The sequence below is a fragment of the Apolloniradiicaulis salifontis genome (assembly GCF_053756655.1).
This window is the reverse complement of the sequence record NZ_CM132387.1, coordinates 285,864-310,544: the sequence shown is the minus strand read 5'-3', so window position 1 is coordinate 310,544 and position 24,681 is coordinate 285,864. Positions and strand designations below refer to the sequence as shown.

The following is a 24,681-nucleotide window of genomic DNA, read 5'->3' as shown; positions in this document are numbered from 1 at the left end:
GCCATGACCCGTCTTCTCACCAGCCTGCTCGCAGGTCTCATCTTCGGGGCCGGCCTCATCGTCTCCGGCATGATCAATCCGGCAAAGGTCCAGAATTTCCTCGACATCACCGGGGCGTGGGACCCCAGCCTCGCGCTTGTCATGGGCGCCGCGCTGATCGTCACAGGCATCGGCTACAAGCTCGTGCTGCGTCTGCCGCACCCGCTTTTCGACACCAAGTTCCAGATCCCGGCCCTCACCGCCATCGACGCCAAACTCCTGGGCGGCGCGGCGATGTTCGGGCTTGGCTGGGGGCTCGCCGGCTTCTGCCCCGGTCCGGCGATCACCGCAGCGGCGCTGCTGCGCGGCGAGGTGTTCATCTTTCTCGCCGCCATGCTGGCCGCCATCGCGGGCTGGCGGTGGCTGAGACCCTAGGCCGGGACAAGAGGGACGGCGTGCGCTAAGTCACACCTGTGACCAGCGGAGGCTTCATGGACAGTATCGCTTTGCTCGGCGTCAATCTGGCGATCATTTGCACGGTGTTCGCCGGGCTCTGGACGCTGGCCCAGATCAATCGCGACCCCAGCTTCGTTGACGCCTTCTGGGCGTTCGGCGCGGCGCTCCTGGCGGTGTCGAGCTTCGTGCTCGCCGGCGGCTGGGAACCGCGCAAGGCCCTCATCGCCGCGCTGGTACTGGTCTGGGGATTGCGCCTGGGGACGCATCTTTTCCTGCGCTGGCGGCGCGAAGGCGCCGATCGGCGCTATGAAGGCCTGCTCGCCGGCGCACGCGAACAGCGCGGCTGGTCGTTCGGGCGCACGACGGCGCTCTTCGTGTTCGCGCCCCAGGCGGTGTTGTTGTGGGTGATGAGCCTGCCGGCCCAGCTGGGCCAGGTTTCGCCCGAGCCGGGGTTCACCGCGCTGGCCGCGATCGGCGCCGCGCTGGCGCTGTTCGGCATCGCCTTTGAAACCCTCGCCGATCTTCAGCTTCAGCGCTTCAAGGCGGATGCGCGCACCGAAGGCCAGGTCATGGACAAGGGGCTGTGGGCGTGGTCGCGCCATCCCAATTATTTCGGCGAGGCGCTGACCTGGTGGGGGATTTGGCTCATTGCAGCCGAAACCATGCCCGGCCTGTTCGCCGTCGCGGGCCCGGTGTTTGTCACGTTCACGCTGGTGAAATGGTCCGGCGCGCCGATGCTGGAGCGCGGGCTCCATCAATCCCGGCCCGGCTATGCGGACTATGTGAAGCGGGTCTCGCCCTTCATTCCCTGGCCGCCGAAGCGAGCGTGAGATCTAGAGGCGTGTATCGGGATTAAGCTCGCCGGGGCCGCTCAACTGGCCGGTGATGGAATCCAGACCGGCGCGCACCTGTGCGATGGTGTCGGGCGACGGGCTGATCGCCGCGTTTATCCGCTCCTGAAGCGCTTGCGGACAGACAAAATACGTACCCACCACAAGGCCGAGCGCGCAAATCCCTGAAATCATACGAACCATTGATAGCCTCCCCAGACTGACTGGAGGAAGCGTAACATTACAGATTCGTCATGAACAGCATTAATCGGGCTTGAGGTTTCAGACCGGCGATCATGCGCCGGCCAGCGCCTCGCGTTCGGTTTCGCCAGCCGCGTCCAGCACCGCTTTCAGCGCCCTGACGGCGTCGTGAACGCTTGTCTCCAGAAGAGCGGCGCTGCGCTCGGCGCGGTCGGCGGCGGCGTCGAACCGGTCGGCGGTTTGCGGGCCGGCGGCCGACATGATGCGGTCGGCGGCCGCCTCGATGCGCTGGGCGGCGCCGTCAATGCGCTGACCCATGGAGCCGGCGATGGCGTCAAGCTCGCTGCGAAAATGATCCAGCGCGTCGCCGGACCCGGCGCCGGGGATGGCCCCGGCGATGGCGCGCATTTCATGGCGGAACGCCGCGAGCTCGGCGGCCAGATCGGCGCCGCGCGGCGCGGGCGCCTCGGTGAGGCTCTCAAATCTGTCAGCGTCGGGCGCCGCCACAGCTTCGGCCGGCTCCCAGAGATCCTCGGCGTCGCCGAAAGGATTATCGACAAGGCTATTGGCGTCCGCCTTGAGGGCTTCGGCCTCGAACGCGTCGAGATCGGCCCCAAAGCGGCGCGCATCAAAGGAAATCTCAGCCGGCGGCGGACCGGAATAGCTGTCAAAGACGTCGTGGGCGTCGGCGTCCCAATCCGCATCGTCCTCCGGGCTCAGGCTCTCTGGCGCGGCCTCTTTCTCGGCCTCACTCTCGGAGAGCGCCTCCAGCCCGTCGTCCTGGCGCGCGATGTCGCTTGCAAAGGCGCGCTCAAGCTCCGCCAGAGCGCCGAGCACGTCATCCTCCACCTGCGCCTGCAGGCCGGAGGCGTCATCATCGTCGAGGCCCAGCGGGTGATCACCCCAGGCCGCGTCCGAGCCGGCGTCATCTTGAACGTCTTCGATGAAGCGCTCGCTGAAATCTCCGGACTCATCTTCACGAGGGTCAGCGTGAAGATCTTTGGCGTACGGACCCTCGCGGTCGACGGCTCGATCCGGGGCGATGCGCTGCTGGGACGGGCGCCAGGAATCCACCTCGAACACGTCGCTGTCATCAAGATCGAGCACCGCAGAATCGATGTCGAACGTGTCGCTGTCGTCATCGAACGCGGCGCGGGCGGCGGCGCTGGGCTGACCCGCCAGATTGTCCGCCTGGGGCTCGGCCGGCTGCCGGGCGAGCTGGGCGCGTTCAGGGTGATCGGCGCCGAACAGGGTCTCGCTCAGGTCCGCACGCACCGCTTCCACTTCCCCGGCGTCAAAGCGGCTGGCCGCGATCGCCCAGGTCAAAGGGGCGAGCCGCGCGAATCGCGCCCGCTCCGGGCCCGCGCCTGTCAGATAAAGCGCGGTGAACCGATCCACATGATCGGCCAGCGCCGCCTCATCAGCGCCAGGCGGCGCAGGCGGTCGCAGCTGGAGAATGAAAGCTTCTTCCCCGCTGAGCGCCGCAGCGGCGCCGATCGAAACATGATCCATCGTGTTCCGCCCCGGCACGCACCGCCGGGACCCTTCCCTTGAAACAGGGATAAGGTGTCGCCCGCTCCGCCTTGAAGAAACGTTAATCGCTTATCAACGCTCACCGCAGGACGGCGGACACTCCGGCGACAGACGCGCGCGCCGGCGAAACGGCGACGCCGTCCGAGTGCACGATGGCGACGAATTCGCGGCCCAGACGCGCGCCTGCAATGCGCGGCGCGTCGTCAATGGCGTGCACGATGAGACCCGGCGCATAGATCGGCTCTCCGGCCGCGCGGCCGATTTCGGCGCGCGCCACCTGGATCAGTGTCAGGTTCGACAGCGAGCGCACATCGGCGCCCGAGGCCGCGCCCTCGTCCATGACGAGGCGGTCGGCATAGACCCGCAAGGGCGCGCCGGCGTTGACCGGACTGGTGTTGACCGCCAGGAACGGCCCGGCGACAGGGCCGGTGACCCCGTCATCGGCCGATTGGAACACGAAGTTCATGGGGGCGCTGGACGGCACGAAATAGGCGAGGCTTTCCGCCGTCACCCGCGCGGCGATCAGGCGCTCGCGCCCTTCCAGATCGTCGGGCAGGCGCACTTCCAGCCCGTCGGCGAAAGCGGGCGGCAGGGCGGTGAACCCGCCGGCGCCGGCGCCGCGCGCGAACATCAGGCCGCTATCGGCGCTCAGCTGCACCGGATAGCGCTGCTGGCTGATCTCACAGCCGCCGTCTTCACGGTGACGCTGGATCACAACAACGACTTCATTGTTCAGCCCCTGACGTTCGGGCGGCAGGGCGACGGCGAACCGGTTGTCGACGCCTGCACGCAGGCGGCGCGAGTCGATGAAGTCGCCGTTCAGCTGCACATGGGCGATATTGGTATAGCCGCCCGGGCCTTCAGGCAGGCGCAGGTCCAGCGCCAGCGCCTCGGGCAGGAGGCCGCCCGGCAGCTCGGACAGCCCATAGTCGAAACGCCATTCGCGGCTGTCGGCGATCTGCTGGATCGAGGTGTCGACACCGAAGTGCTCCAGCGACACGAAGGCGCCCTGGTTTCCGCGCTGGTCGAAGATCACCGGGTCCACGGCGTCGCCGCTGGCGATAGAAGCGAGCTCGCTGGTGAGGAAGTGGGCGGTTTCAAATCGGCCGGGATCGGTGACGGCGATCATGGTCGCACCGGCGCGCCGCCACAGGCTGGCGCCCGCCTCGGAGCGCTCGCGCAGAACGCTGAAGCCGGCGCGGTCCAACGCCTCGGGAGAGGCGGCCAGGAACAGGCCTTTCATCGCCGGCTCGGCCAGGGCGGCGGCGTCGGACAGCGACACCATCTCCACATGATAGCCGTCGCGCACGAAATCGGCGCCCATGCGGGCGGCCAGCTCGAACCAGTCCTGGCTGTCATCCACGGCCAGGACGATGTTGCGCGGGGTCATGGCCAGCACGTCGCGCACCGATGACAACGGTCCGGGAAGATCGATCTCCAGTCCGGAGGACGCGTCAAACGCGATCACCGCGCCCATGGAGCGGTCATTGTGGCAGAGACCCTCGGGCAGATCGCCCATGAGCTGGAACGCCACGCGGGCGCCGGGGGCGTCGCGCAGCTCCCGGGTCAGGTCGAACACCCAGTTGAACTGACGCCGGCCGGGGCTGAGCACGCGCTCCATGACCCGTTCGCCGTTTACGGTGACGCGCAGCGCGGTGACCGCGCGCTCGCTGACATCCTGCTCGCCCGACAGAACCAGACGCACCGCGTCGGGCTGCTGATCGCGGACCATGGCGAGTTCGGTCGACGCGTAGGAGGGAAAGCCCGACACGATCAGTCCGTCATCATCGCCCGCATCGCCAAAGGTTATCTGGTGGCGGTTTGCGCCTTCGAAATCAGCCTGGGCGGAGGTGATGTTGGACAGGGTGCGTGTGACGAAAAGGCCGAACTCGCCCTGGCCTGCGTTCAGCTGGCCTGAGACAAAGAGCGTCGCCACGCTGGCGAGGGCGACAATGCCCAGCGATGCGGAGAACCACGGAAAGCGCCGCGTATACTCTTTATTCGTCTTCATGGGTCGACCCTTTCGCCCCGGGGCCAACCGGCCCCCCCACAAACCTTTACGGTTCATTCACCTTACTGGATGTGTCAGCCCAATAAGTCTCTTCCGTGACGCTTTCAGGCCAGGAACAGGCGGCCATGTGGTCAATTCATGACCGGGCCGTTCATAATCGGTTCAGCTAGAGCAAAAACCTGAAGCCCAGCTGGAAGGTCGCCCCTTCATAATCGCGGATGGAGATGTTTGATGCGTTCTCCAGATAGCCGCTGGAAACAAAAGCGGTGAGGCGCTGCGACACCTGACGCTCCATGCGCGCTTCGGCGATGAAGCGCTGGTCAGCGCGCGGCTCGGGAAACGCCGCCGAGAAGTCGGCGTCGTAATCCCGGTCGCGATAATCGGCCAGCAGCGACAATGACGTCTTCGCATCCGGCCGGAAGGTCAGCTCGGCGCTGGCGCGCACCTCGTCAAAGCTGAACGCGTCGTCCGTGGCGTCGGCGGTTTCGTGAAAGGCCGACAGGCGCAGCTCGGCGCGCTCGTCTTCAAAGCGGAAGAACTGCTCCAGCCCGAAACGGACCCGGTCGCTGTCCAGCCCGTCAAGGCCGGCGCGGTCGAAATCATATTGCGTCACCCGCACCCGCGCCACCGTCTCCAGCGACCGGTCGCCGGCGGGGCGGTAGCGCAGCTGGGCCTCGGCCTCGGGGCGGGTCCACTGCCGATCACCGTCGCGATTGAGCACGCTGACCTGGCCAAGAAGACGGACCTGCACCCGGTTTTCAGCAAACGTGTCCCAGTACTGCACCCGCGGGGTGAGCAGCAGCGAGTTCAGCTCGTCGCGGTCAAAATAGGTGCGCGCGCGCACCTGGCCCTGAACGCGCACCACCTTGCGGCCCTGGAGCGGCCGGATCCAGCTCGCCCAGGTGTTGGAATCAAGTCCGGTTTCCAGATCAAAGGCGGCGCCCAGCGGGCTCAGGACCTCGTCATCGGGCGAAAACGGATCGCTGCGGGCAATCATGTTTTCCGACCGCAGCTCAAAGCGGGCCTCCTGGGCGTGGCCGGCGCCGGCGAAGACGCTGAGCGCGCAGGCGGCGAGACCCGCCGCAGGCAAAGATGCGATCCGATACGAAAACGCCATGACGTCCCCCCCTTGAGCCTGCGGCGCGCGAAATCAGGTCTGGACCCAATTGACGCCGCAATTCACAGTAAACCATTCCTTAACGCAGACATACCTGTCCGTCTGCGGCGGCGGCGGGGCTCAAACAGGGCGATTTTCAGGCAAGGCGGGTCAGGCGGGACGATGGGCGACGACTCCAATAGCGGCGGACCACCAGTGCAGGACGCGCCCCCGGCGCCGCCGCGCCCGCAGTCGAAGCCGGAGGCGAAATCGTCACGCGAGTCCGGCGCCGACATCTTCAAGGCGCTGCTGCGCGGCCCGGAAGCCCCCACGCCGGCGGGTCCGCCGCCCATCACAGACCCTCCTTCCGGAGCTCCGGCCGGCGACGGCCGGATCGGGCGCGCCGATTTCGACACGATGGGCCGGCGCCAGGATTTCTTCCGCTCGGTGGATTCCGCGCCCAAGGGCGTCTCCATCGCAAGGCCGCGCATTGTTCAGGACGCCGCTTTGGTGGTGTTCGGGCTGATCAGCGCGGCGCTGCTGGCGATCCCGGAAGTGTCGCGCTGGGCCATCGCGCTAGAGATTCCCCGCGACTTTGTGGGTTTCTCCGCCGACCGGCTGAACGCGGTGCTGCCGGTGCGCAGCTTCCTTCTGGCCTTTTTCCTGACCTACGCCGCGTTCGCCTACGCCACGCCGGCCGGAAAGATGAAGCTGGCGCTTTTGTTCATTGTGAAGTTCGCCGTCGCCTGCGCCGTCGTGGACATGGCCAGCTGGGCGAGCTGGCGTTTCGCGGCGGCGACCTGGCCGATCCATTTCCAGCAATTCCTGGTGGGCATGGCCGGCCTGGCCATCTTTCCCCATACGCTCATCCGCAACGCCCGCCTGCCGGTGGATTCGGGCACGCCGAACCGGCGCACCGGCAAATTCCACGAGTACGCGCCGGTGTTCATAACCGGCCTCATCGCGGCGGTGATCGCCATCGTGGTGGCCACCGTCTATGAGGACCAGTCTGATTATTTCCGCTCCATCGCGCTTCTGGGCGGCATGGGACCGGGCGTGTTCCTGGCCCAACAGCTGATGACCGGCCAGCTCGCGGTGATCGGCTGGCTGCGCAACATGCTCTCACGGCGCCGGGCCTTCGCCCCGCCGGTGGCGGTGCTGATCCCCGCCCACAACGAGGCCCACCAGATCCGTGAAACGCTGATGGCGGTGGATGCGGCCGCCAAGCGCTATGCCGGCCCGGTACGCGTCATCGTGATGGAGAACAACTCCACCGACGAAACCGCCAAGCTGGCGGAGGCGACGCTGGCCACGGCGCGCCACATCACCGGCTATACGGTGGACGTCTCGAAAGTTCCCGGCAAAGCCCGCGCCCTCAATCGCGGCCTTGATCTGATCGAGGAAGAGTTTGTCGTGCGCATCGACGCCGACACCACGATCGGACCGGACGCCATTCACGTGGCCATGCGCCATTTCGCCAACGCCAAGGTGGGCGCGGTGGGAGGCCTGCCCATGCCCCACGAGGACGAGGGCCTGCTCTCGAAAGTGCGCGCCATCGAGGTGCTGCTGCGCCACGGCTTCGTGCAGGTGAGCTTTGGCGCCTTCGGCGGGATTTTCGGCCTGCCCGGCATGTTCGTGATCTACCGCAAGGCGGGCCTGGATGAGGCCGGCGGCTTTGTGGAGGGCATGAACGGCGAGGACACCGACATCACACTGGCCATGGCCTCGCTGGGATATCGCAACGTCTCCGACCCGAAGGCGAAATTCTACACCGAGACGCCGGACACGGTGGCGTTCCTGCGGGAACAGCGCACCCGATGGTTCCGCTCGCTCTACCATGTCACCGCCCATAACCGCTCGGTCCTGTTCAAGAACGGCTCGATCATCGGCTGCCTGGTGCTGCCCTTCACGCTTCTCAACGGCGCGCGGCGGGCGATGATGGCGCCGCTGCTGATCTACGGGATCCTGGTCTTCACCCTTTATGACGGCGTCTATGCGCACCCGGGCTTCGCCACGGTGGTGGCGGTGGTGCTGGGCATGCCCTTCATCCTGGCGATCGTCGTGCTGCTGATCTGGCGCCGGCTGGATCTGTTGTGGGTGTTGCCGCTCTATATGGGCTTCAGGTTCCTGCGCTCCTACTACACGCTGGGCTCCACGCTCTCGCTGATCTATCCGGCGAAGGGCGAGGACCGGGCCGTGGTGGCGGGCAAGCCGCGCTTCGCCGGCGGGCCGGAGGCGCCGCCTCCGGCGGCGAAACCGGGAGCGGGCGAAAAAACCCCCCGCTGAAGCTGAACCGGTTAACCGGCGTTTACCCCATTTGAAGACTCTGAGCGCCATTGTTCCGCTCATGTCTGCTCGCGCCGCACCCCTGTCCTCATCCGACGAGATCATCATCGCCCCGCCCGGGCTGATCGCGCGCGCCCGCACGCGCGCCTCCGGGCTGGCGCTGTGCGCGGCGGGCGTCTTCGCGCTCATCGCCGTGTTCAGCCATGATCCCATGGATCCAAGCCTCAACGCCGCCACCGCCGGACCGGCGGCGAACCTGCTGGGCGGGCCGGGTGCGATCGCCTCCGATCTGATCCTCCAGACGCTGGGCTGGTCGGGCGCCGCAGCCGCCCTGGCCCTGATCGCCTGGGGCCTGATCCTCATGGTGCGCGGCCCGCGCCGGCGCGGCGTCTGGCTGGGGCTGTTCCGCCTCGCCGCCGGCGCCCTGGGAGTCACCGGCTTCGCCATGGCGGTGAGCGCTTTGCCCATGCCGGTGGGCTGGCCGTTCGCGGCCGGGCTCGGGGGGCTTCTGGGCGACCACATGCTGGCGTCTGTCGCAGGGCTGATCGGCGCGATCCTGCCTGGGCCCTTGTTTCTCGCCGCCTCGCTGGGGCTGATGCTGGCGGTGTTCGGGGTGTTCTTCTGCTTTGGCTTGCGTCTCACCGACATTTCTGCGGCCCAGGACGCCGCCCAGCTCGCCTGGGCCACTGTGCGCGTCTGGATCGACCAGCTCACCCGCAACGCCCCGCGTCCCTGGCGCAAGGACGAGCGCGAGCCCGCGCCCGAACCCGACGGCAGCGCCGCCACCGCGCCGGGCTTCCTCAAACGCGCCGGACGGGCCGCCCGCGACGACAAAGACAACCACGGCGATCCCGGACCCATGGAGCGCAAGACCCCCGCCCCGCCCGCCGCTGCTGCAGATCGGCGCGCCCAGCCCAAGGTGGCCAGGAAGCGCACCGCCAAAGCCTCCGACCGCGAGGCGCGCGAAGCTCAGGGCGCCCTGCCGTTTGCAGACTCAGGCGGCTTTGACCTGCCGCGCCTGGATTTGTTGTCGCCCGCCCCGCCGCGCGCCGACGTGGTGGATTCCGACGCCATGGCCCAGAACGCGGAGCTTCTGGCCGGCGTGCTGGCCGATTTCGGGGTCAAGGGCGATGTGGTTCATGTGCGCCCCGGCCCGGTGGTGACGCTGTATGAGCTGGAGCCCGCGCCCGGTGTGAAGACCAGCCGGGTGATCAATCTCGCCGACGATATCGCGCGCTCCATGGCGGCGGTGGCCTGCCGCGTGGCCGTTGTGCCGGGCCGCAACGCCATCGGCATCGAACTGCCCAATCAGAGCCGCGAGACGGTGTTCCTGCGCGCGCTGCTGGCGTCGAAGAATTTTGAAGCCGCCAAGGCCGATCTGCCCATGGCGCTGGGCGAAACCATCGGCGGCGAACCCTTCACCGCGGACCTCGCCAAGATGCCTCACCTGCTCATCGCCGGCACCACCGGCTCGGGCAAATCGGTGGGCGTGAACGCCATGATCCTGTCGCTCCTGTACCGGCTGCCGCCGGAAGAATGCCGCATGATCATGATCGACCCGAAAATGCTGGAGCTGTCGGTCTATGACGGCATTCCCCACCTTCTAAGCCCGGTGGTCACCGACCCGCGCAAGGCCGTGGCGGCGCTGAAATGGACCGTGCGCGAGATGGAGTCGCGCTATCTGAAAATGTCCAAGGTGGGCGTGCGCAACATGAAGGGCTTCAACGAGAAAGCCCGCGCCGCGCGCGAGGCCGGCGACGTGCTGAGCCGCACCGTCCAGACCGGCTTTGACAAGGAAAGCGGCGAGCCGGTCTACGAGACCGAAATCATCGAGCCCGATCACATGCCCTATATCGTCGTGGTGATCGACGAGATGGCCGACCTGATGATGGTCGCCGGCAAGGATATCGAGGGCGCCATCCAGCGCCTGGCCCAGATGGCGCGCGCGGCCGGCATCCACCTGATCATGGCGACCCAGCGCCCCTCGGTGGACGTGATCACCGGCACCATCAAGGCGAACTTCCCCACGCGCATCAGCTATCAGGTCACCTCCAAGATCGATTCGCGCACCATTCTGGGCGAGCAGGGCGCTGAACAACTCCTGGGGATGGGCGACCTTCTCTACATGGCCGGCGGCGGCCGCATCCGGCGCCTGCACGGCCCCTTCGTGTCCGACACCGAGGTGGAGGACGTGGCGGCCTTCCTCAAAGAACAAGGCACGCCGGAATATCTCGACGCGATCACCGAAGACACCGATGACGAGGGCGGCGCCGGCGACATCTTCGGCGGCGGCGAAGGCTCCGGCGACGATCTGTTCGACCAGGCCGTGGCCGTGGTGGCGCGCGACCGCAAGGCCTCCACCAGCTATATCCAGCGCCGCCTGCAGATCGGCTATAACCGCGCCGCCAGCCTCATCGAGCGCATGGAGGACGAAGGCATGATCGGCCCCTCCGACCATGCCGGAAAACGCGAAATCTTCCTGCCCGAACGCGAGAATTAAGGCGCGGCCAGGCTTGCCCCGCTTGACCCTGCCTATACTCTGAGCGCGACACGGGCAGGGAAGGCTTTAAGCCATGCAAATCGATCTCGGGCGCTGGACGTGTGCGGTCGCAGCGCTGCTTCTCCTGAGCGCGCTCCCGGCGCCAGCCGCAGGCGCCGGGCAGGCGGCCCAGGCGGAGACCGGACCCGGCGCGCCGGACATCCTGCCCCTGCGCGAACGCGCGGAAGTGATCGACCGGATCCTCCAACACCGCCTGGAGACGCTGATCCCTGAGATCATGGCGGCCGAGGGCGTCGACATGTGGATCCTCATGGCGCGCGAGTATTTCGAGGAGCCGGTGGTCGCCACCATGCTGGATGCGCGCAGCATGGCGGCGCGCCGGCGCACCATCCTGATCTTCTATGATCCCGGCGAAGGTCAGCCGGTGGAGCGCCTGACGGTGAGCCGCTACGGGATGGGCGGACTGTTCGAACCGGCCTGGGACCCTGATGTGGAGCCTGACCAGTGGCGCGCCGTCGCCGATATCATCGCGGCACGCGAGCCTGGCCGCATCGCCTTCAACACGTCCGATCTCACCGCCTTCGCCGACGGCATGACGCTGAGCCAGCATCGCGCCATGACCGCCGCCCTGCCCCCGCATCACCGCGACCGTCTGGTGTCCGGCGAAGGCCTCGCCATACGCTGGCTGGAGACCCGCACCGAGCCGGAGCTGGCGCTTTATCCGGGCGTGGTGCGCCTCGCCCATGACATCATGGCGCGCGCCTTCTCCACCCAAGTGATCACGCCGGGCGAGACCACGGCGGACGACGTGGTCTGGTGGTATCGCGAAGAGGCGTCGCGGCTAGGGCTCGCACTCTGGTTCCACCCGTCCGTGGGTATTCAGCGCGAAGGCGCGGAAGGGATGTTGAGCGGCGAGGTGGTGATCGAGCCCGGCGATCTTCTGTGGACCGATTTCGGGCTCACCTATCTCAGGCTCAATACCGACACCCAGCAGCTGGCCTATGTGCTCAAACCCGGCGAGACGCAGGCCCCGGCGGGCCTCAACCGCGGCCTCGCCAACACCAACCGCGTGCAGGACATTCTGGTGGAGGCGTTTCAAACCGGCGACAGCGGCAATGCTGTGCTGGCGCGGGCGCGCGAGCGGGCGATCGCAGAGGGGCTCGACCCGTCCATCTACACGCACCCGATCGGGCTGCACGGACACGGGGCGGGGCCGGCGATCGGGTTCTGGGACAATCAGGGGGCCGATCCGCGCGGCGCCGGAGCGATCCGCCCGAACACCGCCTGGGCGATCGAGCTGACGTCCTACGGCGCGGTTCCCGAATGGGGCGGACAAAGGGTCGATTTCCGCTCGGAAAAGAACGCCGTCTTCGACGGCGAGACCGTGCGCTATCTCGACGGCCGCCAGACCGAGCTGATCCTTATTCCGCCAAGCCCCTGAGGCGCGCAGGGCTCGCCGCGGCGATCACGCCCGCCCGGCGCAGCTGATGCGGCCGTAGCGCGCTTCAGCGTGGCCGGAGGCGATGAGCGCGCAGCTGGCGTCTCGGCCGTCGGCCTCGCAGCGGGCGATGGTGCGGCCATAGGTGTCGCGGCCCGACGGCGCGCAGGTCAGGCCGCCTGCGGCGAAGGCCTGCAGCGCCGCTCTGGCCGCATGGGGATCGCCGTCGACGCATGTCCGCCCCGAACGGCAATGGCCGGTCATTTCAGGCGCGTCGATCCCGGCCAGGCGGACACGCTCGCCGGCGCAGTCCAGCGTATCGCCGTCGATGACCCGCAAGGGCTCGCAAGCGAACGCCGCCGCGCCGCCGCCGTCACCTGCGGCGACAGCGAACGATCCCGCACCCTCGGCCGTCGAGCTGATGTGCGAGCGCACATCGGGTTGAAGCAGGACGAACGCGGCCACGGCCAGCAAGATGGCGGTGCGCAGCGTACGAAGCACGCGCGCACGCCCGCGACGCTTTTTTGAGAATACGTAGACCTGACCCATTCTCCCCTCCGTCCAAGGATGGGAGTCAGGGTGAGGTCATTGGCTTAACGTGGACCTTAAAGGATGGGTTAAGGCGCCGGGCGCCCTACCAGCCTCCCGTCCAGGTCAGATCGATGCGCACCGAGCGGCCGGGTTCGGAGACGCCGGCGAAGACGCGTTCGAAGTCCTCGTCGAACACGTTGTCCACGCCCAAATCGATGCGCACGCGCTCGCCCTCGAACGGCCGCCAGCCGGCATAAAGGTCGAGGACCGTGTAGCCGTCGCGTTCCGCGGCCGGATCACGGGTCTTGTCGAACTCGCCGGCGAAGCCGAGCCGGCCGCCCAGGGTCAGGCGCGCGGCGTCCAGGCGGTAGCGCGCGGTGACATGGCCCATGATGGGTTGAAGCGCGCCCAGCGGCTCGCCGGTGGCCGTGTTCTCGCCATCCACCTCATAGACCGCGCCGGACAGCTCCCACGGGCCGTTCGTATAGGCCGCCGCGATCTCGAAGCCTTCCAGCTCGGCGCTGTCGAGATTTTCCGAAAAGCTCGTCCCCGCAGAGCACGGCGCGAAGAAGGGCGGCGCGAAGCAGGTCGGCGAGAAGGCGAAGTCCACCGAGAGATTGATCAGGTCTTCGGCCTCGGTCGTGAACCAGGCGCCCTTGATCTCGAACCGGTCATTGGCGGTGAACAGGCCCTCGCGGTTGAACCCGGCGCCGATCTCGAAGGTCTCGGTGGTCTCCGGCTTCAGATCGGGATTGGAAATGAACTCATTCGTGATGAAGTTCGGCGGGCCGAGCACCGGGTGCGGCAGCGAGAAATGGGTGTCGGAGAGATAGAGCTCGTTCAGGGACGGCGCGCGGAACGCCTCGCCCCAGCTGGCGAAGACGCGCACGGTCTCGTTGGGCGCCCAGGTGACCGCGAGGCGCGGGGAGACCGCTTCGTCCTCGTTTGAATCCTGACCCTGCGTCTCGCTTTCGAACCGGTCAAAGCGCACGCCGGGCAGCAGGATCAGCTCGCCCGCTCTGCGCAGATCCACCCGCGTCTCCAGCTGCGCCCAGGCGCCGGTGAAGCGGGTCGTGCCGCTGGGCACGCCGCCGCGGGAGTTGTCGGGCGTGGCGCTGTCAAAACCCTCCTGCTCGTCCTCATAGGTCTCCGCGCCGGTGACCAGCGCCATGTCGAGGCCGCCGAGCGCGAACTCGGCGCGGTTCTCTGCGCGAATCCCCACCGTGGTGAGATCGCGCTCGATGAAACGGTCGATGAGCGGATCGACCTCATCCACCTCGCCCACATTGTGGTAGGCGGTGGCCTCGAAATCGATCAGCGGACTGGCGGGATCAAACGCCAGCGTAGCGCGATAGGAGTCCGCGGCGACATCCTTGCGCACCAGCGGGTTGAGCCCGTCGACCCCGGCGGCGCCCTGGCCGTTATTGGGCTCCAGCGCCTCATTGCGGAAGCTCAGCCAGCCCAGCTCCAGCTCCACCGCCTCGGTGACATCCCATTCCCCGGCCAGAAGGCTGGAGACGATCTCGTCCTGCGCCGGGAGGTCATCGCCGGAGCCTAGGGCGATATCGCCGGACTGGCGCAGGGACAGCGCAGCAATGCCTTCGAAGGCGCCGGACTGGCCGAACACGGCCGCCGAGCCGCGGCTTTCCTCATTCACCGAGCGATAGCCCAGCGAGGCGCGCGCGCCGAAGGTCTCGTCGTCCTGCAGGAGATCATCGGCCTCCAGCGTTTCAAACGCGATGACTCCGCCTGAGGCGCCTGAGCCGTAGAGCGCCGAGGCCGAGCCGCGCACCGTCTCCACCCGGCCAAGAAGCGGCGGGTCCAGGAACAAGACGCCGTCATGGGCCGAGGCGAAATTCTGCCGCGCCCCGTCCACCAGCATCGTCACGCTTTCCCGGCCGAAACCACGCAGACTGATCGTCTGCCCGGTGCGCCGCGGTCCGCCGGCGACCTGCAGGCCGGGAATATCCTCCAGAAGCTCGGCGAGATCGGCGGGCCGCTCTTCTTCCAGGGCCGCGAAATCGATGGCGCTGGCCAGACCCGGATAGTCGAAATTGGAGAGCTTGGTGCGCGTGGCTGTGACGACGATGACATCGCTGGCCTCGGTCTGGGGATTGGCGTCGGCGCCAGCACTCACCCCTGTGTCCGCTCCTGCATCGGCGGCGGCCACGCCTGCAAGGCTCAAGACGAGCGCCGCACTGCTCGCCCCCAGCGTGAGCATGTTTCGAAAGACACTGTGGCTTTTTGCCTGCAACACCATGATCCTGGCTCCTATATGCAACTGGTTCGCATTTGCGGGTCTTATAGATCGAGCACTTTTGCGATTGCAAGTCGGAATCGTTCGCAATAAGAAATGTGTCATCGGGCCGTACAGTCGCCGCACCGGCGGCGCCGGTCCGGAACGGTTCACATCGACAGACGGAGCCGGCGCGCTGCGCCGGGCAGGGACATGATCACGACGCTGAAAACGCTTCTCATCACCGGCGCGGCGGGGATCGCGCTGACCGCTTGCACCACGGCGCCCCAGGGCCAAGCTGGCCTGGGGCAGACCGCGCCGACGGCCTCTGCGGAGACAGAACGCGCGCGGTTCGAGGCCGACCGCCAGGCGATCCTCGCCATGGCGGGAGAGTACGCTGTGACGTTCGATTTCACCGAAGTGCTGCCGATCCAGCCCGGCTATGAGCTGCAGGAGCCGAAAATCACGCCGGCGCGCGAAGTGGTCTATGTGATCGAGGACGAAGGCGACTTCATCGCGCTGCAGCACCTTCTGCTGGTCGGCCCGGAAAACGAGCCCACCGTGATCAAGCATTGGCGCCAGGACTGGGCCTATGAGCCGGACCGGTTGATGGCCTATCAGGGCTTCAATCGCTGGCGGATGCTGGACGTCGACGCCGCCGAGGCGGCCGGCGCCTGGTCGCAAACGGTCTATCAGGTGGACGATTCCCCGCGCTACGCCGGCCTGGCGCGCTGGGAGCACGCCCCCAACGCCGCCACCTGGGAGCCGGGGCCCAGCTATCGCCCCCTGCCCCGCCGCGACGCCACCACGCGCGATGATTACGATGTCATCGAGGCGGTGAACCGGCACACGATCACCGCCTGGGGCTGGACCCATGAACAGGACAATTCAAAGCTGGTCCTGCGTGACGGTGATCCGCGCGAGCTGGTGCGCGAGCATGGGCTGAACACCTATGTGCGCACCGATCTCTCCGGCGACGGCGCGGCGCAGGCCTACTGGACCGCAACGCAGGAATATTGGGCGGACGTGCGCCAGGCGTGGGACGCGATCATGCTCGCCGACAGCTTCAGCACAGAGGATGATGCGGACGGCACGCTGCTCTACGGCCCGGTCCTGAGCCAGGGCCAGGCGGTGTTTTTCCAGGCGAGAAGCGCCGACGACGCCTTCGCCGAGGCCGCGCAGATCATCGAGACCCGCGTGACCGTTGAGGGTGAGCCGGTGGAGGTGCGCTGACGCGCGATCTGAAAAAGCGGGCCCCGGCTGTCTTGAACAGCGTCGCACATCTTGCAGGAAGCGCGATCGGGGGCCCGCCTAAAGGCCCATCTGCTTGGCGGCGAGGTCGCGCATGATCTCCTCCGACCCGCCGCCAATGGCCATCACCTTCACCTCGCGATAGATGCGCTCCACCGCGCAGCCGCGCAAATACCCCGCCCCGCCCAGGATCTGCATCGCCTGGCTGGCGCAGAACTCGGCGGTGGTGGAGGCCAGGACCTTGGCCTTGGCGAGCTCGGCGGCCGGCATGGGGCCGCCGGCGTCGCGGGCCTCATTGATGCGCCAGGCGATCATCTGCAGATAGGCGTCCAGAGCGTCGATTTTTGCGCTCATGTCCGCGATCTTGTGGCGGATCGCCTGGTGCTTGATCAGCGGCTTGCCGAAGGTTTCGCGCTGCTGCGCATAGTCAACGGCGTCATCCAGGCAGCGCCGCGCCATCCCCAGGCACCCGGCCGAAAGGCTCAGGCGCTCATAGTTGAAATTGTCCATGATCGCGAGCAGGCACGCGCCTTCCTCTCCCAACTGCGCCCCCGCCGGCACGCGGCAGGCGTCGAAATGGAGCGTGGCGGTGTCTGAACACCACCAGCCCATCTTTCGCTGGATCGGCGTGCGGGTGAAGCCCGGCGCGTCGGCGGGCACGAGGAACAGGCTGATCCCGCCAAACCCGTCGCCGCCGGTGCGCGCGCCCACCACATACCAGGCCGCCTTCATGCCGCCGGTGATGAAGGTCTTCTCGCCGTCGATGATCCAGTCATCACCGTCGCGCCGCGCGCGCGTCTTCAGGCGGGCGAGGTCCGACCCGCCCGACGGCTCTGTCATGGCCAGCGCGCCGCCCGCCTTGCCGGAGACGATGGGTTCGAGAACTTCAGCTTTCTGGTCTTCGGCGGCCAGCTGGACGATGGGCCCGGTCATGATCCCGCGCGAGCCCAGCGAGGCGTTCACGCCTCCGACCCCGGCATAGGCGAGCGCGACCCCGGCGTCGAAGCGCATCAGGGCGTCGTCAAACCCGTTTCCGCCATATTCGGAAGGAATGCCGAAGCCGAACAGGCCCAGCGCGCCGGCCTTCTCGTGGAGCGCCCAGGGAAAATCACCGTCCTCGTCCCAGGCGTCGGCGAAGGGGGCGATCTCGGTCTCGACAAAGCGCTCCACGGTCTCACGGAAGGCCTTGCGCTCAGGCGTATCGAACGGCCGTGCCGGCGGCTGGGACTTCATCATGGCGGCGCTCCCCTGTGATTTTCAGGCGAGCCTAGCGCGCTTCGCGCCGATGTCGACGCGGCGCCGCGAAGCGAAACGCCGCATTCATTCGCCCAAGCCTGGCGCCGACGGGCGAAGGCTGGTGACATGAGTTCCTGAGCCGCCTCCACGGCATTGAGCGCTCGCCTGCTCGCGCGGCATAATGAGACCCCGCCGTCCGACAGGTTGGAGGGTCAAATCAACCCTGGAACCTCGCCTCAGCTGGAAGGAAACACGGGGTCACGTCAGCCACATCAATCAAAGGCCGACCAGCCACCTCCCAAAGCGCGGTATACGTCGACCTGCACCACAAGAAGCGCCTGCTGCTTTTGCGCGATTTCCGCATTGAGCGCGGTCAGGCGAAGACCGGCGTCCAGAGCAGGAAACAGGCTGTCCGTATTGGAACGGTATCGCAGCTGCGCAAGTTCATAGGCGCGCTCACGATCCCTTCGCGCCTCTATCAGGCCATCGAACTCGCGTGCAGTGTAGATGTAGGCGGCGAGCGCGGCTTCGACCTCGGCCAGGGCGTTGAGAACCGCGGCGTCATAGTCCGCGCCGGCCGCACCGAAGCGGCTGCGGGCGATGGTGATTTCAGCGCGTTGTGCGCCGGCGTTGAAGATCGGCAGCCGGAAGCCGACGCCCAAGGACCCCGTCTGGCTTCCCGCGTCAAAGAGATCCTCGATATTGGCGGAGGCCAGACCCGCAGCGCCGGTGAGCGAGAAACTCGGGAAGAGATCGGCCATTTCAACACCGATCTGCTCGCTGGCGGCGGACAGGCGGCGCTCGGCGGCGCGGATGTCGGCCCGTCTGCTTAGTAGGTCGCTGGGCAGGCCGACGGGAATGCGCGCGACGGCGCTCATCTGCGGCCCGCTGGCAAGCAGTGCATCCATGACATCTGCCGGCGGCTGACCGGTAAGAACGGCGATGCGCGCCGCGGCCGCACGCTGACCCGACAGCAGCTGATGGCGCCGGGCCGTGAGCTCGGTCACATCGGCGCGCGCTCGAACCAGGTCGAATTCCCGCGCCAGGTCACGCTCCACAAGCAATTGCGTCAGCTCCACAGACCGGGAAGCCAGCTCGATATTGCGCCCGGCCACGTCGAACTGTGCCTGGAGCCCGCGCAACTCGGCGTAAGCGATCCCGAGTTCGGCGAACACGGCGACCATGACGGCGCGGCGATCTTCTTCGCTCGCCTCCAGCCGCGCCTGGGCGGCGGATTCAAGCCGGCCCAACCGTCCGAACAGGTCGAGCTCCCAGTTCAGGTTCAAGCCGAGATCAAACAGATTCTGATTTGACGGCGCGCCTGGCGGCGCACCCAACCCGCCCGCCGTTTCGCTGCTTTGCAGGCTTGAGGCGGAGGACGATCCAGTCAGGTCGGGCAAACCGCGCGCCCGCGCGATCGCCCGGCTTGCGCGCGCTTCCTCCACCCGGTGAACGGCAAGGCGGATATCGGTGTTCGACCCGGCCGCCGTCTCGATCAGCGCGGTCAGCCTTGGGTCCTCAAAGCGTTCCCACCAGGCGGCCTCCGCCGCAACCGAGGTGTCGATCAGCGCCTCGTCCTCGAGCGTGATGTCGCTGAAGCGCATATCAACGGAACGTGAAGGCGCGGCGTAATCCGGACCCACGGCGCAGCCGGCCACAAGCGCCACCAGGAGCGGGGAAAGGAGTCCAAGCCGCCTCATGCCGTCGCACCTTTAGTGGAGATGGCGGGACCCGCGCGCTCGCGTCCACCGGTGGGTTTGATGCCGAAGAACAGGCAGTAGAGCACCGGCGTGAGCCCCAGCGAGATCAGCAGCGTGCCGAGGCCGAGGCCGAACGCGAGCGCGCTCGCCATTCCGAAAAAGAGGATGTCCTTTGCGATGATCAGCGGAAGAAGGCCGATCACCGTGGTTATGGTCGACATCAGGATCGGCCAGAGCCGGCGCTGACAGGCGCTGATGACTGCGGCCGCCGGATCGCGCCCTTCCTCTCGCAGTTCGATATCGATCCGGTCCACCAGCACGATGGAATTATTGATCAAAATCCCCACCAGGGCGAACAGTCCCAGGATCACCATGAACCCGAAGGTCGCCTGCATGACAAACAGGCCGACCGCGGCGCCGATAATGACAAAGGGCAAGGTGAGCAGGAGAACAGCGGGCCGCTTGAACCCGTTGAACTGCAGCACGAGTACGATCAGGAAGATCGAGAAGATCAGCGGCATCGTCGCCGCGAGCGCGGCGTTAGTGGCGTTGATCTCGTTGAGAAGCCCGTCGAACTCCGTGTAATGGCCCGGCGCGAGGGTTTCGTTGAAGGCCTCAAGTCTCGGCGCGAGGATCGGGACCATGTCCTGCGGCGTCAGGTTCGGATTGCGGCCCTGGATGGTCACGGTGCGCATCAGATCTTCGCGCTGGATGAACGAGTATCCGTCCGCGCGCTCGACGCTGGCCACCTGGGACAGCGGGATGGCCTCGCCTGTGGCTGAAGAGAACACCGAAGAGGTTCGCAATCGGTCGATGCTTGATCGCTCCGCGCCGGTGCTGCGGATGACGATCGGGATCACTTCGTCGCCGTCGCGGAACTGTGAGACCGGGCTGCCGGACGCGAACTGAGCGAGCAGGCCGGCGATGTCGGTCGAGGTCACCCCGGCGATGCGGGCGGCCTGCTGGTCCACACGCACGTCGAGCCGATCAATCCGATCATACCAGTCAGACCAGACGTCCAGAGTGCCTGGAACATCCAGCAGCATGCGCTCCAGTTCGGGGGCGCGTTCAAACAGATAGTCGGCGTCCGGGCCCTTCAGCTGTATCTCGATCACGTTGGGGTCCGACTGGCCCAGAAACATGCGCGACACCCGGGCGTTTACGTCCGCCACCGAGGTCCTGAAGTCATTCCTCAGCTGGGGAATGGTTGAGATCGTGGCGTCCAGATCGGTCATGTTTATGACGATGAAGCCCTTGTTCGGCGCCGGATCGACCGGCGCGAGAGACAGGACGAAGCGCGGTCCGCCAAAGCCCACATAGGCGGCGTAGCTTATGACATCGGGATAGCGGTCCTCGTCCCCGATGATGGCCATCATCTCTCGAAGGCGCGCCTCGGTGGTGCGCTCGGTGACCCCCGGGGGCAGGTCGACATAAACCAGAATCTGGGCGCGATCGCTTTCGGGCAGGAATTTCTGATTGATGGTCCCCATCAGCATCGCGCTTAGAACCAGAACGGTCAGCATGAAGGCGACATAGATCCATCGAAACCGGATGAGCACCGACAGAATGGCCCCGTATGCGCCCTCGGCGCGGGCGAACAGGCGCTCTGAACCGGAAGGCCTCCGCTCAGTCCCATCGGCCAGCGCAGCCGCCGGCAGCTTGACGAAATGGTAGCAAAGCGTCGTCGTGACGGTCATCGCGAAGACCCACGAGATCGACAGCGATATCAGGATGACCTGCGAGATGGAGCGCGTGTATTCAGCCGAGGCGGTGTTGGCGATCATCAAGGGCAGGAAGACGGCGATCGTGGTGACCGAAGAGGCCAGAAGCGGCAGCGCCAGTTCAGAACCGGTCTGCCTGATCGCAATATCGCGGTCCCCATGCTCACCCAGGCGGCGCTTGAAGTCCTCTGAAATGACGATGCCGTTATCAACCAGAAGGCCCAGCGAAATGATCAGGGTCGCAAGGCTCATGCGCTCCAGCTGCATGCCGAACACACCCATCACGCCAAGCGTGGCGAGGATCACCGCCGGGATGATGGATCCGACGATGAGCCCGGTGCGTATGCCGAGGAAAATGATGACGACGATCAGCACGATCGCCAGAGTTTGCAGCATGTTGATCGAAACGCCGTAAACCGCCCCGCCGACCTGGTCGGCCTGGTAGGTGATGACATCGAGATTCAGACCTGCCGGCAGGGTCTCGCGAAGCGCATTGATGGTCTGAGTGGCCCTGCGCGAATAGTTCAGGACCGACTGATCCGACCGCATCGCCAATGTCAGGACCAACGCTTCATGGCCGTTGAAGAAGGCCTTGTTGCGCGGCGGATCGACATAGCCGTGCCGGACGGTGGCGACGTCGCCGAGCCGCACGAGCCCGTCGGCTCCCGGAACACGCAGGAGGGTGGCCTCGATATCGGCCAGCGAACGGTAATCTCCGGTGGGATCCATTATGAAGGCCGTCTCGCCCGTATCGATCTGCCCGCCGGGCTGAATGATGTTCTGGCTCTGGATGGCGCCGATGAAATCGGCTGGCGCAAAGCCGATCTGGGACGCCACCGAGTCTTCATACTCGATGAAAATCTGCTCCGGCTGCACGCCGACGATCTCGACCTTCTTTGTGCCGGGAATGGCGAGCATCTGGTCGCGCAGATGCTGGGCGTAGTCGTAGAGCTCCCGCTGCGGATAGTCGTCGCCCCAGAGCGCGAGCGTGATGATCGCGACGTCACCGAATTCGTCATTGATGACCGGCGGGTTGGCGCCGTCAGGCAGGCGCGCCGAGGCGTCCTCAATCCGCTCGCGCATCTGGTCGAAGATCTGACTGAGATCGGTGTACTGATCGTCGATCACCGGGTGGATGATCGAAACGCCGTCCATCGAGGTGGAGCGGATCTCTTTGAGCTCGGGAAGGCTCGTAAGCGCCTCCTCAAGCGGCTTTGTCACCAGCATTTCCACGCGGGCGGCGTCAAGGCCGGGAAAAGTGGTCACGACGACGGCTTCGCGAACCAGTATCTCCGGGTCTTCGCGTGCGGGCAGGTTGAAATAGCTGTACGCGCCGTAAACCATGATCAGGCCGACGATCAGCAAGACGGCTGACTGCTGGCGCAAGGCGAGTAGGGAGAGGTTCATAAAGGTGCCTGCGCCTATTCGTTGAACTGCTGAACGCCGACGCCAAGCGGGACCACCACGTCCCCGTCGCGCAGGGACGGCAGGCCACGCGCAACGATCCGGTCGCCAGTTTCAAGCCCGGAGACCACTTCAATCCCGCGATCGGTTATGCTCCCGAGCGACACGCTTCGCAGGGAAATCCGCCCGGTTTCCACATCGACGACGAAGACCCCGGCGGACGAGCCACGACCTGCTCGATAGGCGGTCAATGGAATAACGGGGCCACGCCGCGCCGCGCCGCTTTCCAGGCCCGGGGCCTCTACCCGCAATCCCGGCCTCAGTCCGGTGGAGTCGGCGAGCTGAAGCGTTACCGGATATAATCCCGAACGCCCGGCCGCATTGCCGACTTCGGTCACGGTGGCGGACCGCCGCACCCCGGACGGCCGCACAAGCACGTCGGTCTGGAAGCCCGGTACGAAAAGATCGAGCGCGGTCACGGGCAGGTTGACGACCGCCTCCAATCCGCCCTCATCACCAATCACCCGGTAGACGGGCTGACCTGCGGCCGCAGTTTGTGACGGTTCAATGAGCCGCTCTACAATTTGTCCGTCATACGGGGCTCTCAGGGTGGTCTCCGAGAGCCTTTGCCTCGCCTGTCCGATAGCCGCCTGAACGCTGCGTACGCGGGCTCTCGCTGTGTCCAGGCGGGCCGTCGCCGCATCGATCTCCGATCGCGAGACCGCCCCTGTACCGTCAAGGCCGACGAGCCGGTCATAATTAAGCTGCGCGTCGGCCAGCTCCGACTGCGCCCCGGCCAGGTTGGCGGCGAGTTCCTCAGCAGCCAGAGACAGTTCAGTGCTGTCGAGGCGAGCGAGAGTTTCGCCGCCGGCGAAGGTCTCGCCAAGATTTTTGCTTAGCTCCACCACCTGCCCGCCGCGCAGAAAGCTGAGGTCCGAGCGCTGAAGCGCCCGCAGGACGCCTGAATAGACCGGTGCGGAGCGGTCGTCGCTGGAGCGGACCTCGAACGTTTCGACCACACGAGGGGCCGGGCCATTCTCAGGAGCCTGATCAGAGCAAGCAGACAAGAACAGCAAGAAGGCCCCGGCCCCAATGGAAAATTGTTTCAATGCCTTCGCCCCGAACCATGCGACTATAGATCGCTTGCATTTTGATTTGGGTGAGCGGTTTTGCGAGTGGCGATTTGGGTCGCGGGGTGGGGATTTGGGTCAATCGCTGGGGGCGGTCTCGATTCAATGCCGAACCGGATGCAAGAAGAAGAAAAGCGGAGATTCGGAATTTGCGCGAGTACTCGACATCCATCGTAAAAGGGGCGACCTGCCCGATCCTCGACGTGTCCTTTGACGAGGCGGTCGCGCGGTCAGCCCTGTCTGACAAAGCAAAACAAAAGGCCGCGCTTAGCGTCACCAGCCACGACTTTGTCGCGCTCTGGGATTCGGTCATTGATCTAGCCGGACCGCGCTTTGACCCGCTTTCGCTTGGGCGAAAGATGGCGAATGGAACGATGGCGCCGATCTTCCTGGCCTGCACGTGCGCGCCCAATCTCAGGGTCGGCCTGGAACGGGTCGCCCGTTACAAGGCGCTGTTTGGTCCGGTCTTGATGGTCATTTCCAGTGACCGCGATCTCCTGCGCGTGGAGTTCAGGCCCGACGCCGACGATATCGAATTGCCGGCCTCTCTTACGATACCCATGAGCATCTTTGTCGTTGAAAAGGCGCGCAATCATTCGGCGCGCCACATCAGCCCGGCTTCAATATCCCTGCCGGAAAGCCGGTATGATCTGGCCGCAGTTGAAGCATATTTCGGAAGCCCTCCCCAATCCTTTGATGTCGTGGCGCTCGAGTTCACTGAAAAGGACGCGAACACTCGGTTTATCTCCGAGAACGAGGCTCTCTGGCTCGACGTCGAACGTGAGCTTGAACAACAGCTTCAGGACCGGAACGCCTCGGGGTCTTTCGCATCAATGGTGGAGGCTGCGATCCGGGCGGAGCTGTACGGAGGGCCGACGCATGCGGAGGCCGTGTGCAGGCGCCTCAGGATCAGCCGGTCCACGCTGCAGAGAAGGCTGAAGGATGAGGGATCCACTTTTCAGACCATTCTCGACCAGGTTCGATTCGAGCTGGCCGCCCGGTATCTCACAAAGAGCGAATTCAGCATGACCGAAATCTCGCGAATGATCGGTTTTCTGGATTCCAAATCCTTCTTCCGCGCTTTCAAGAAGCAGTTCGGCATGACACCTGAGGCCTATCGGTCGCGCCAGGCGAAGACTTGA

17 protein-coding genes are annotated in these 24,681 nt (G+C 66.1%); 7 read left to right on the top strand and 10 right to left on the bottom strand.

Annotation, left to right across the window (positions count from 1 at the left end; translation table 11 throughout):
* Positions 1–3: 3 nt before the first annotated feature.
* On the top strand, positions 4–414 hold the full coding sequence (locus tag ACWCOP_RS01410; RefSeq protein WP_478249436.1) for a DUF6691 family protein: 411 nt from the start codon (positions 4–6) through the stop codon (positions 412–414).
* A gap of 56 nt (positions 415–470) precedes the next feature.
* Entirely contained in the window at positions 471–1,265 is a 795-nt protein-coding gene (locus tag ACWCOP_RS01405; RefSeq protein WP_478249435.1) for a DUF1295 domain-containing protein, read from the top strand.
* A gap of 3 nt (positions 1,266–1,268) precedes the next feature.
* Here the strand turns inward: ACWCOP_RS01405 and ACWCOP_RS01400 are convergent, their stop codons facing one another.
* From ACWCOP_RS01400 to ACWCOP_RS01385, 4 genes are all read right to left on the bottom strand, one after another.
* On the bottom strand, positions 1,269–1,469 hold the full coding sequence (locus tag ACWCOP_RS01400; RefSeq protein ID WP_478249434.1) for a hypothetical protein: 201 nt from the start codon (positions 1,467–1,469) through the stop codon (positions 1,269–1,271).
* A gap of 90 nt (positions 1,470–1,559) precedes the next feature.
* Positions 1,560–2,978, bottom strand: coding sequence for a hypothetical protein (locus tag ACWCOP_RS01395; protein ID WP_478249433.1), 1,419 nt, complete (start codon positions 2,976–2,978; stop codon positions 1,560–1,562).
* Between the two features lie 100 nt (positions 2,979–3,078).
* Positions 3,079–5,010, bottom strand: coding sequence for a hypothetical protein (locus tag ACWCOP_RS01390; protein WP_478249432.1), 1,932 nt, complete (start codon positions 5,008–5,010; stop codon positions 3,079–3,081).
* A 166-nt stretch (positions 5,011–5,176) separates the two neighbouring features.
* Entirely contained in the window at positions 5,177–6,127 is a 951-nt protein-coding gene (locus ACWCOP_RS01385) for a hypothetical protein (RefSeq protein WP_478249431.1), read from the bottom strand.
* A 162-nt stretch (positions 6,128–6,289) separates the two neighbouring features.
* On the opposite strand from ACWCOP_RS01385, the gene ACWCOP_RS01380 reads away from it, so the two are divergent.
* The 3 genes from ACWCOP_RS01380 to ACWCOP_RS01370 all read left to right on the top strand — a co-directional run bounded on the left by ACWCOP_RS01380 (position 6,290) and on the right by ACWCOP_RS01370 (position 12,333).
* A complete protein-coding gene (locus ACWCOP_RS01380; protein WP_478249430.1) occupies positions 6,290–8,392 on the top strand; it encodes a glycosyltransferase family 2 protein in 2,103 nt (700 codons plus the stop codon).
* Positions 8,393–8,453: 61 nt separating this feature from the next.
* Positions 8,454–10,892: an FtsK/SpoIIIE family DNA translocase gene (locus tag ACWCOP_RS01375; protein ID WP_478249429.1), complete on the top strand. Its 2,439-nt coding sequence runs from the start codon at positions 8,454–8,456 to the stop codon at positions 10,890–10,892.
* Between the two features lie 73 nt (positions 10,893–10,965).
* Positions 10,966–12,333, top strand: coding sequence for a M24 family metallopeptidase (locus ACWCOP_RS01370; protein WP_478249428.1), 1,368 nt, complete (start codon positions 10,966–10,968; stop codon positions 12,331–12,333).
* A gap of 24 nt (positions 12,334–12,357) precedes the next feature.
* On the opposite strand, the gene ACWCOP_RS01365 is transcribed toward ACWCOP_RS01370, so the two are convergent.
* Positions 12,358–12,831 carry a thermonuclease family protein gene (locus tag ACWCOP_RS01365; RefSeq protein ID WP_478249427.1) on the bottom strand — a complete coding sequence of 158 codons (474 nt, stop codon included), beginning with the start codon at positions 12,829–12,831 and terminating at the stop codon, positions 12,358–12,360.
* 133 nt (positions 12,832–12,964) lie between these two features.
* On the bottom strand, positions 12,965–15,121 hold the full coding sequence (locus ACWCOP_RS01360; protein ID WP_478249426.1) for a TonB-dependent receptor domain-containing protein: 2,157 nt from the start codon (positions 15,119–15,121) through the stop codon (positions 12,965–12,967).
* A gap of 189 nt (positions 15,122–15,310) precedes the next feature.
* Between ACWCOP_RS01360 and ACWCOP_RS01355 the strand changes: the two genes are divergently transcribed.
* Positions 15,311–16,330, top strand: a complete 1,020-nt coding sequence (locus ACWCOP_RS01355; RefSeq protein WP_478249425.1) for a DUF6607 family protein — start codon at positions 15,311–15,313, stop codon at positions 16,328–16,330.
* 78 nt (positions 16,331–16,408) lie between these two features.
* On the opposite strand, the gene ACWCOP_RS01350 is transcribed toward ACWCOP_RS01355, so the two are convergent.
* From ACWCOP_RS01350 to ACWCOP_RS01335, 4 genes are all read right to left on the bottom strand, one after another.
* Positions 16,409–17,584, bottom strand: coding sequence for an acyl-CoA dehydrogenase family protein (locus ACWCOP_RS01350; protein ID WP_478249424.1), 1,176 nt, complete (start codon positions 17,582–17,584; stop codon positions 16,409–16,411).
* A 272-nt stretch (positions 17,585–17,856) separates the two neighbouring features.
* Positions 17,857–19,284, bottom strand: coding sequence for an efflux transporter outer membrane subunit (locus ACWCOP_RS01345; RefSeq protein ID WP_478249423.1), 1,428 nt, complete (start codon positions 19,282–19,284; stop codon positions 17,857–17,859).
* Entirely contained in the window at positions 19,281–22,412 is a 3,132-nt protein-coding gene (locus ACWCOP_RS01340) for an efflux RND transporter permease subunit (protein ID WP_478249422.1), read from the bottom strand. Before ACWCOP_RS01340 ends, ACWCOP_RS01345 begins: the two co-directional genes overlap by 4 nt.
* A gap of 14 nt (positions 22,413–22,426) precedes the next feature.
* On the bottom strand, positions 22,427–23,518 hold the full coding sequence (locus tag ACWCOP_RS01335) for an efflux RND transporter periplasmic adaptor subunit (RefSeq protein WP_478249421.1): 1,092 nt from the start codon (positions 23,516–23,518) through the stop codon (positions 22,427–22,429).
* Between the two features lie 170 nt (positions 23,519–23,688).
* On the opposite strand from ACWCOP_RS01335, the gene ACWCOP_RS01330 reads away from it, so the two are divergent.
* Positions 23,689–24,681, top strand: a complete 993-nt coding sequence (locus ACWCOP_RS01330; protein WP_478249420.1) for a helix-turn-helix domain-containing protein — start codon at positions 23,689–23,691, stop codon at positions 24,679–24,681.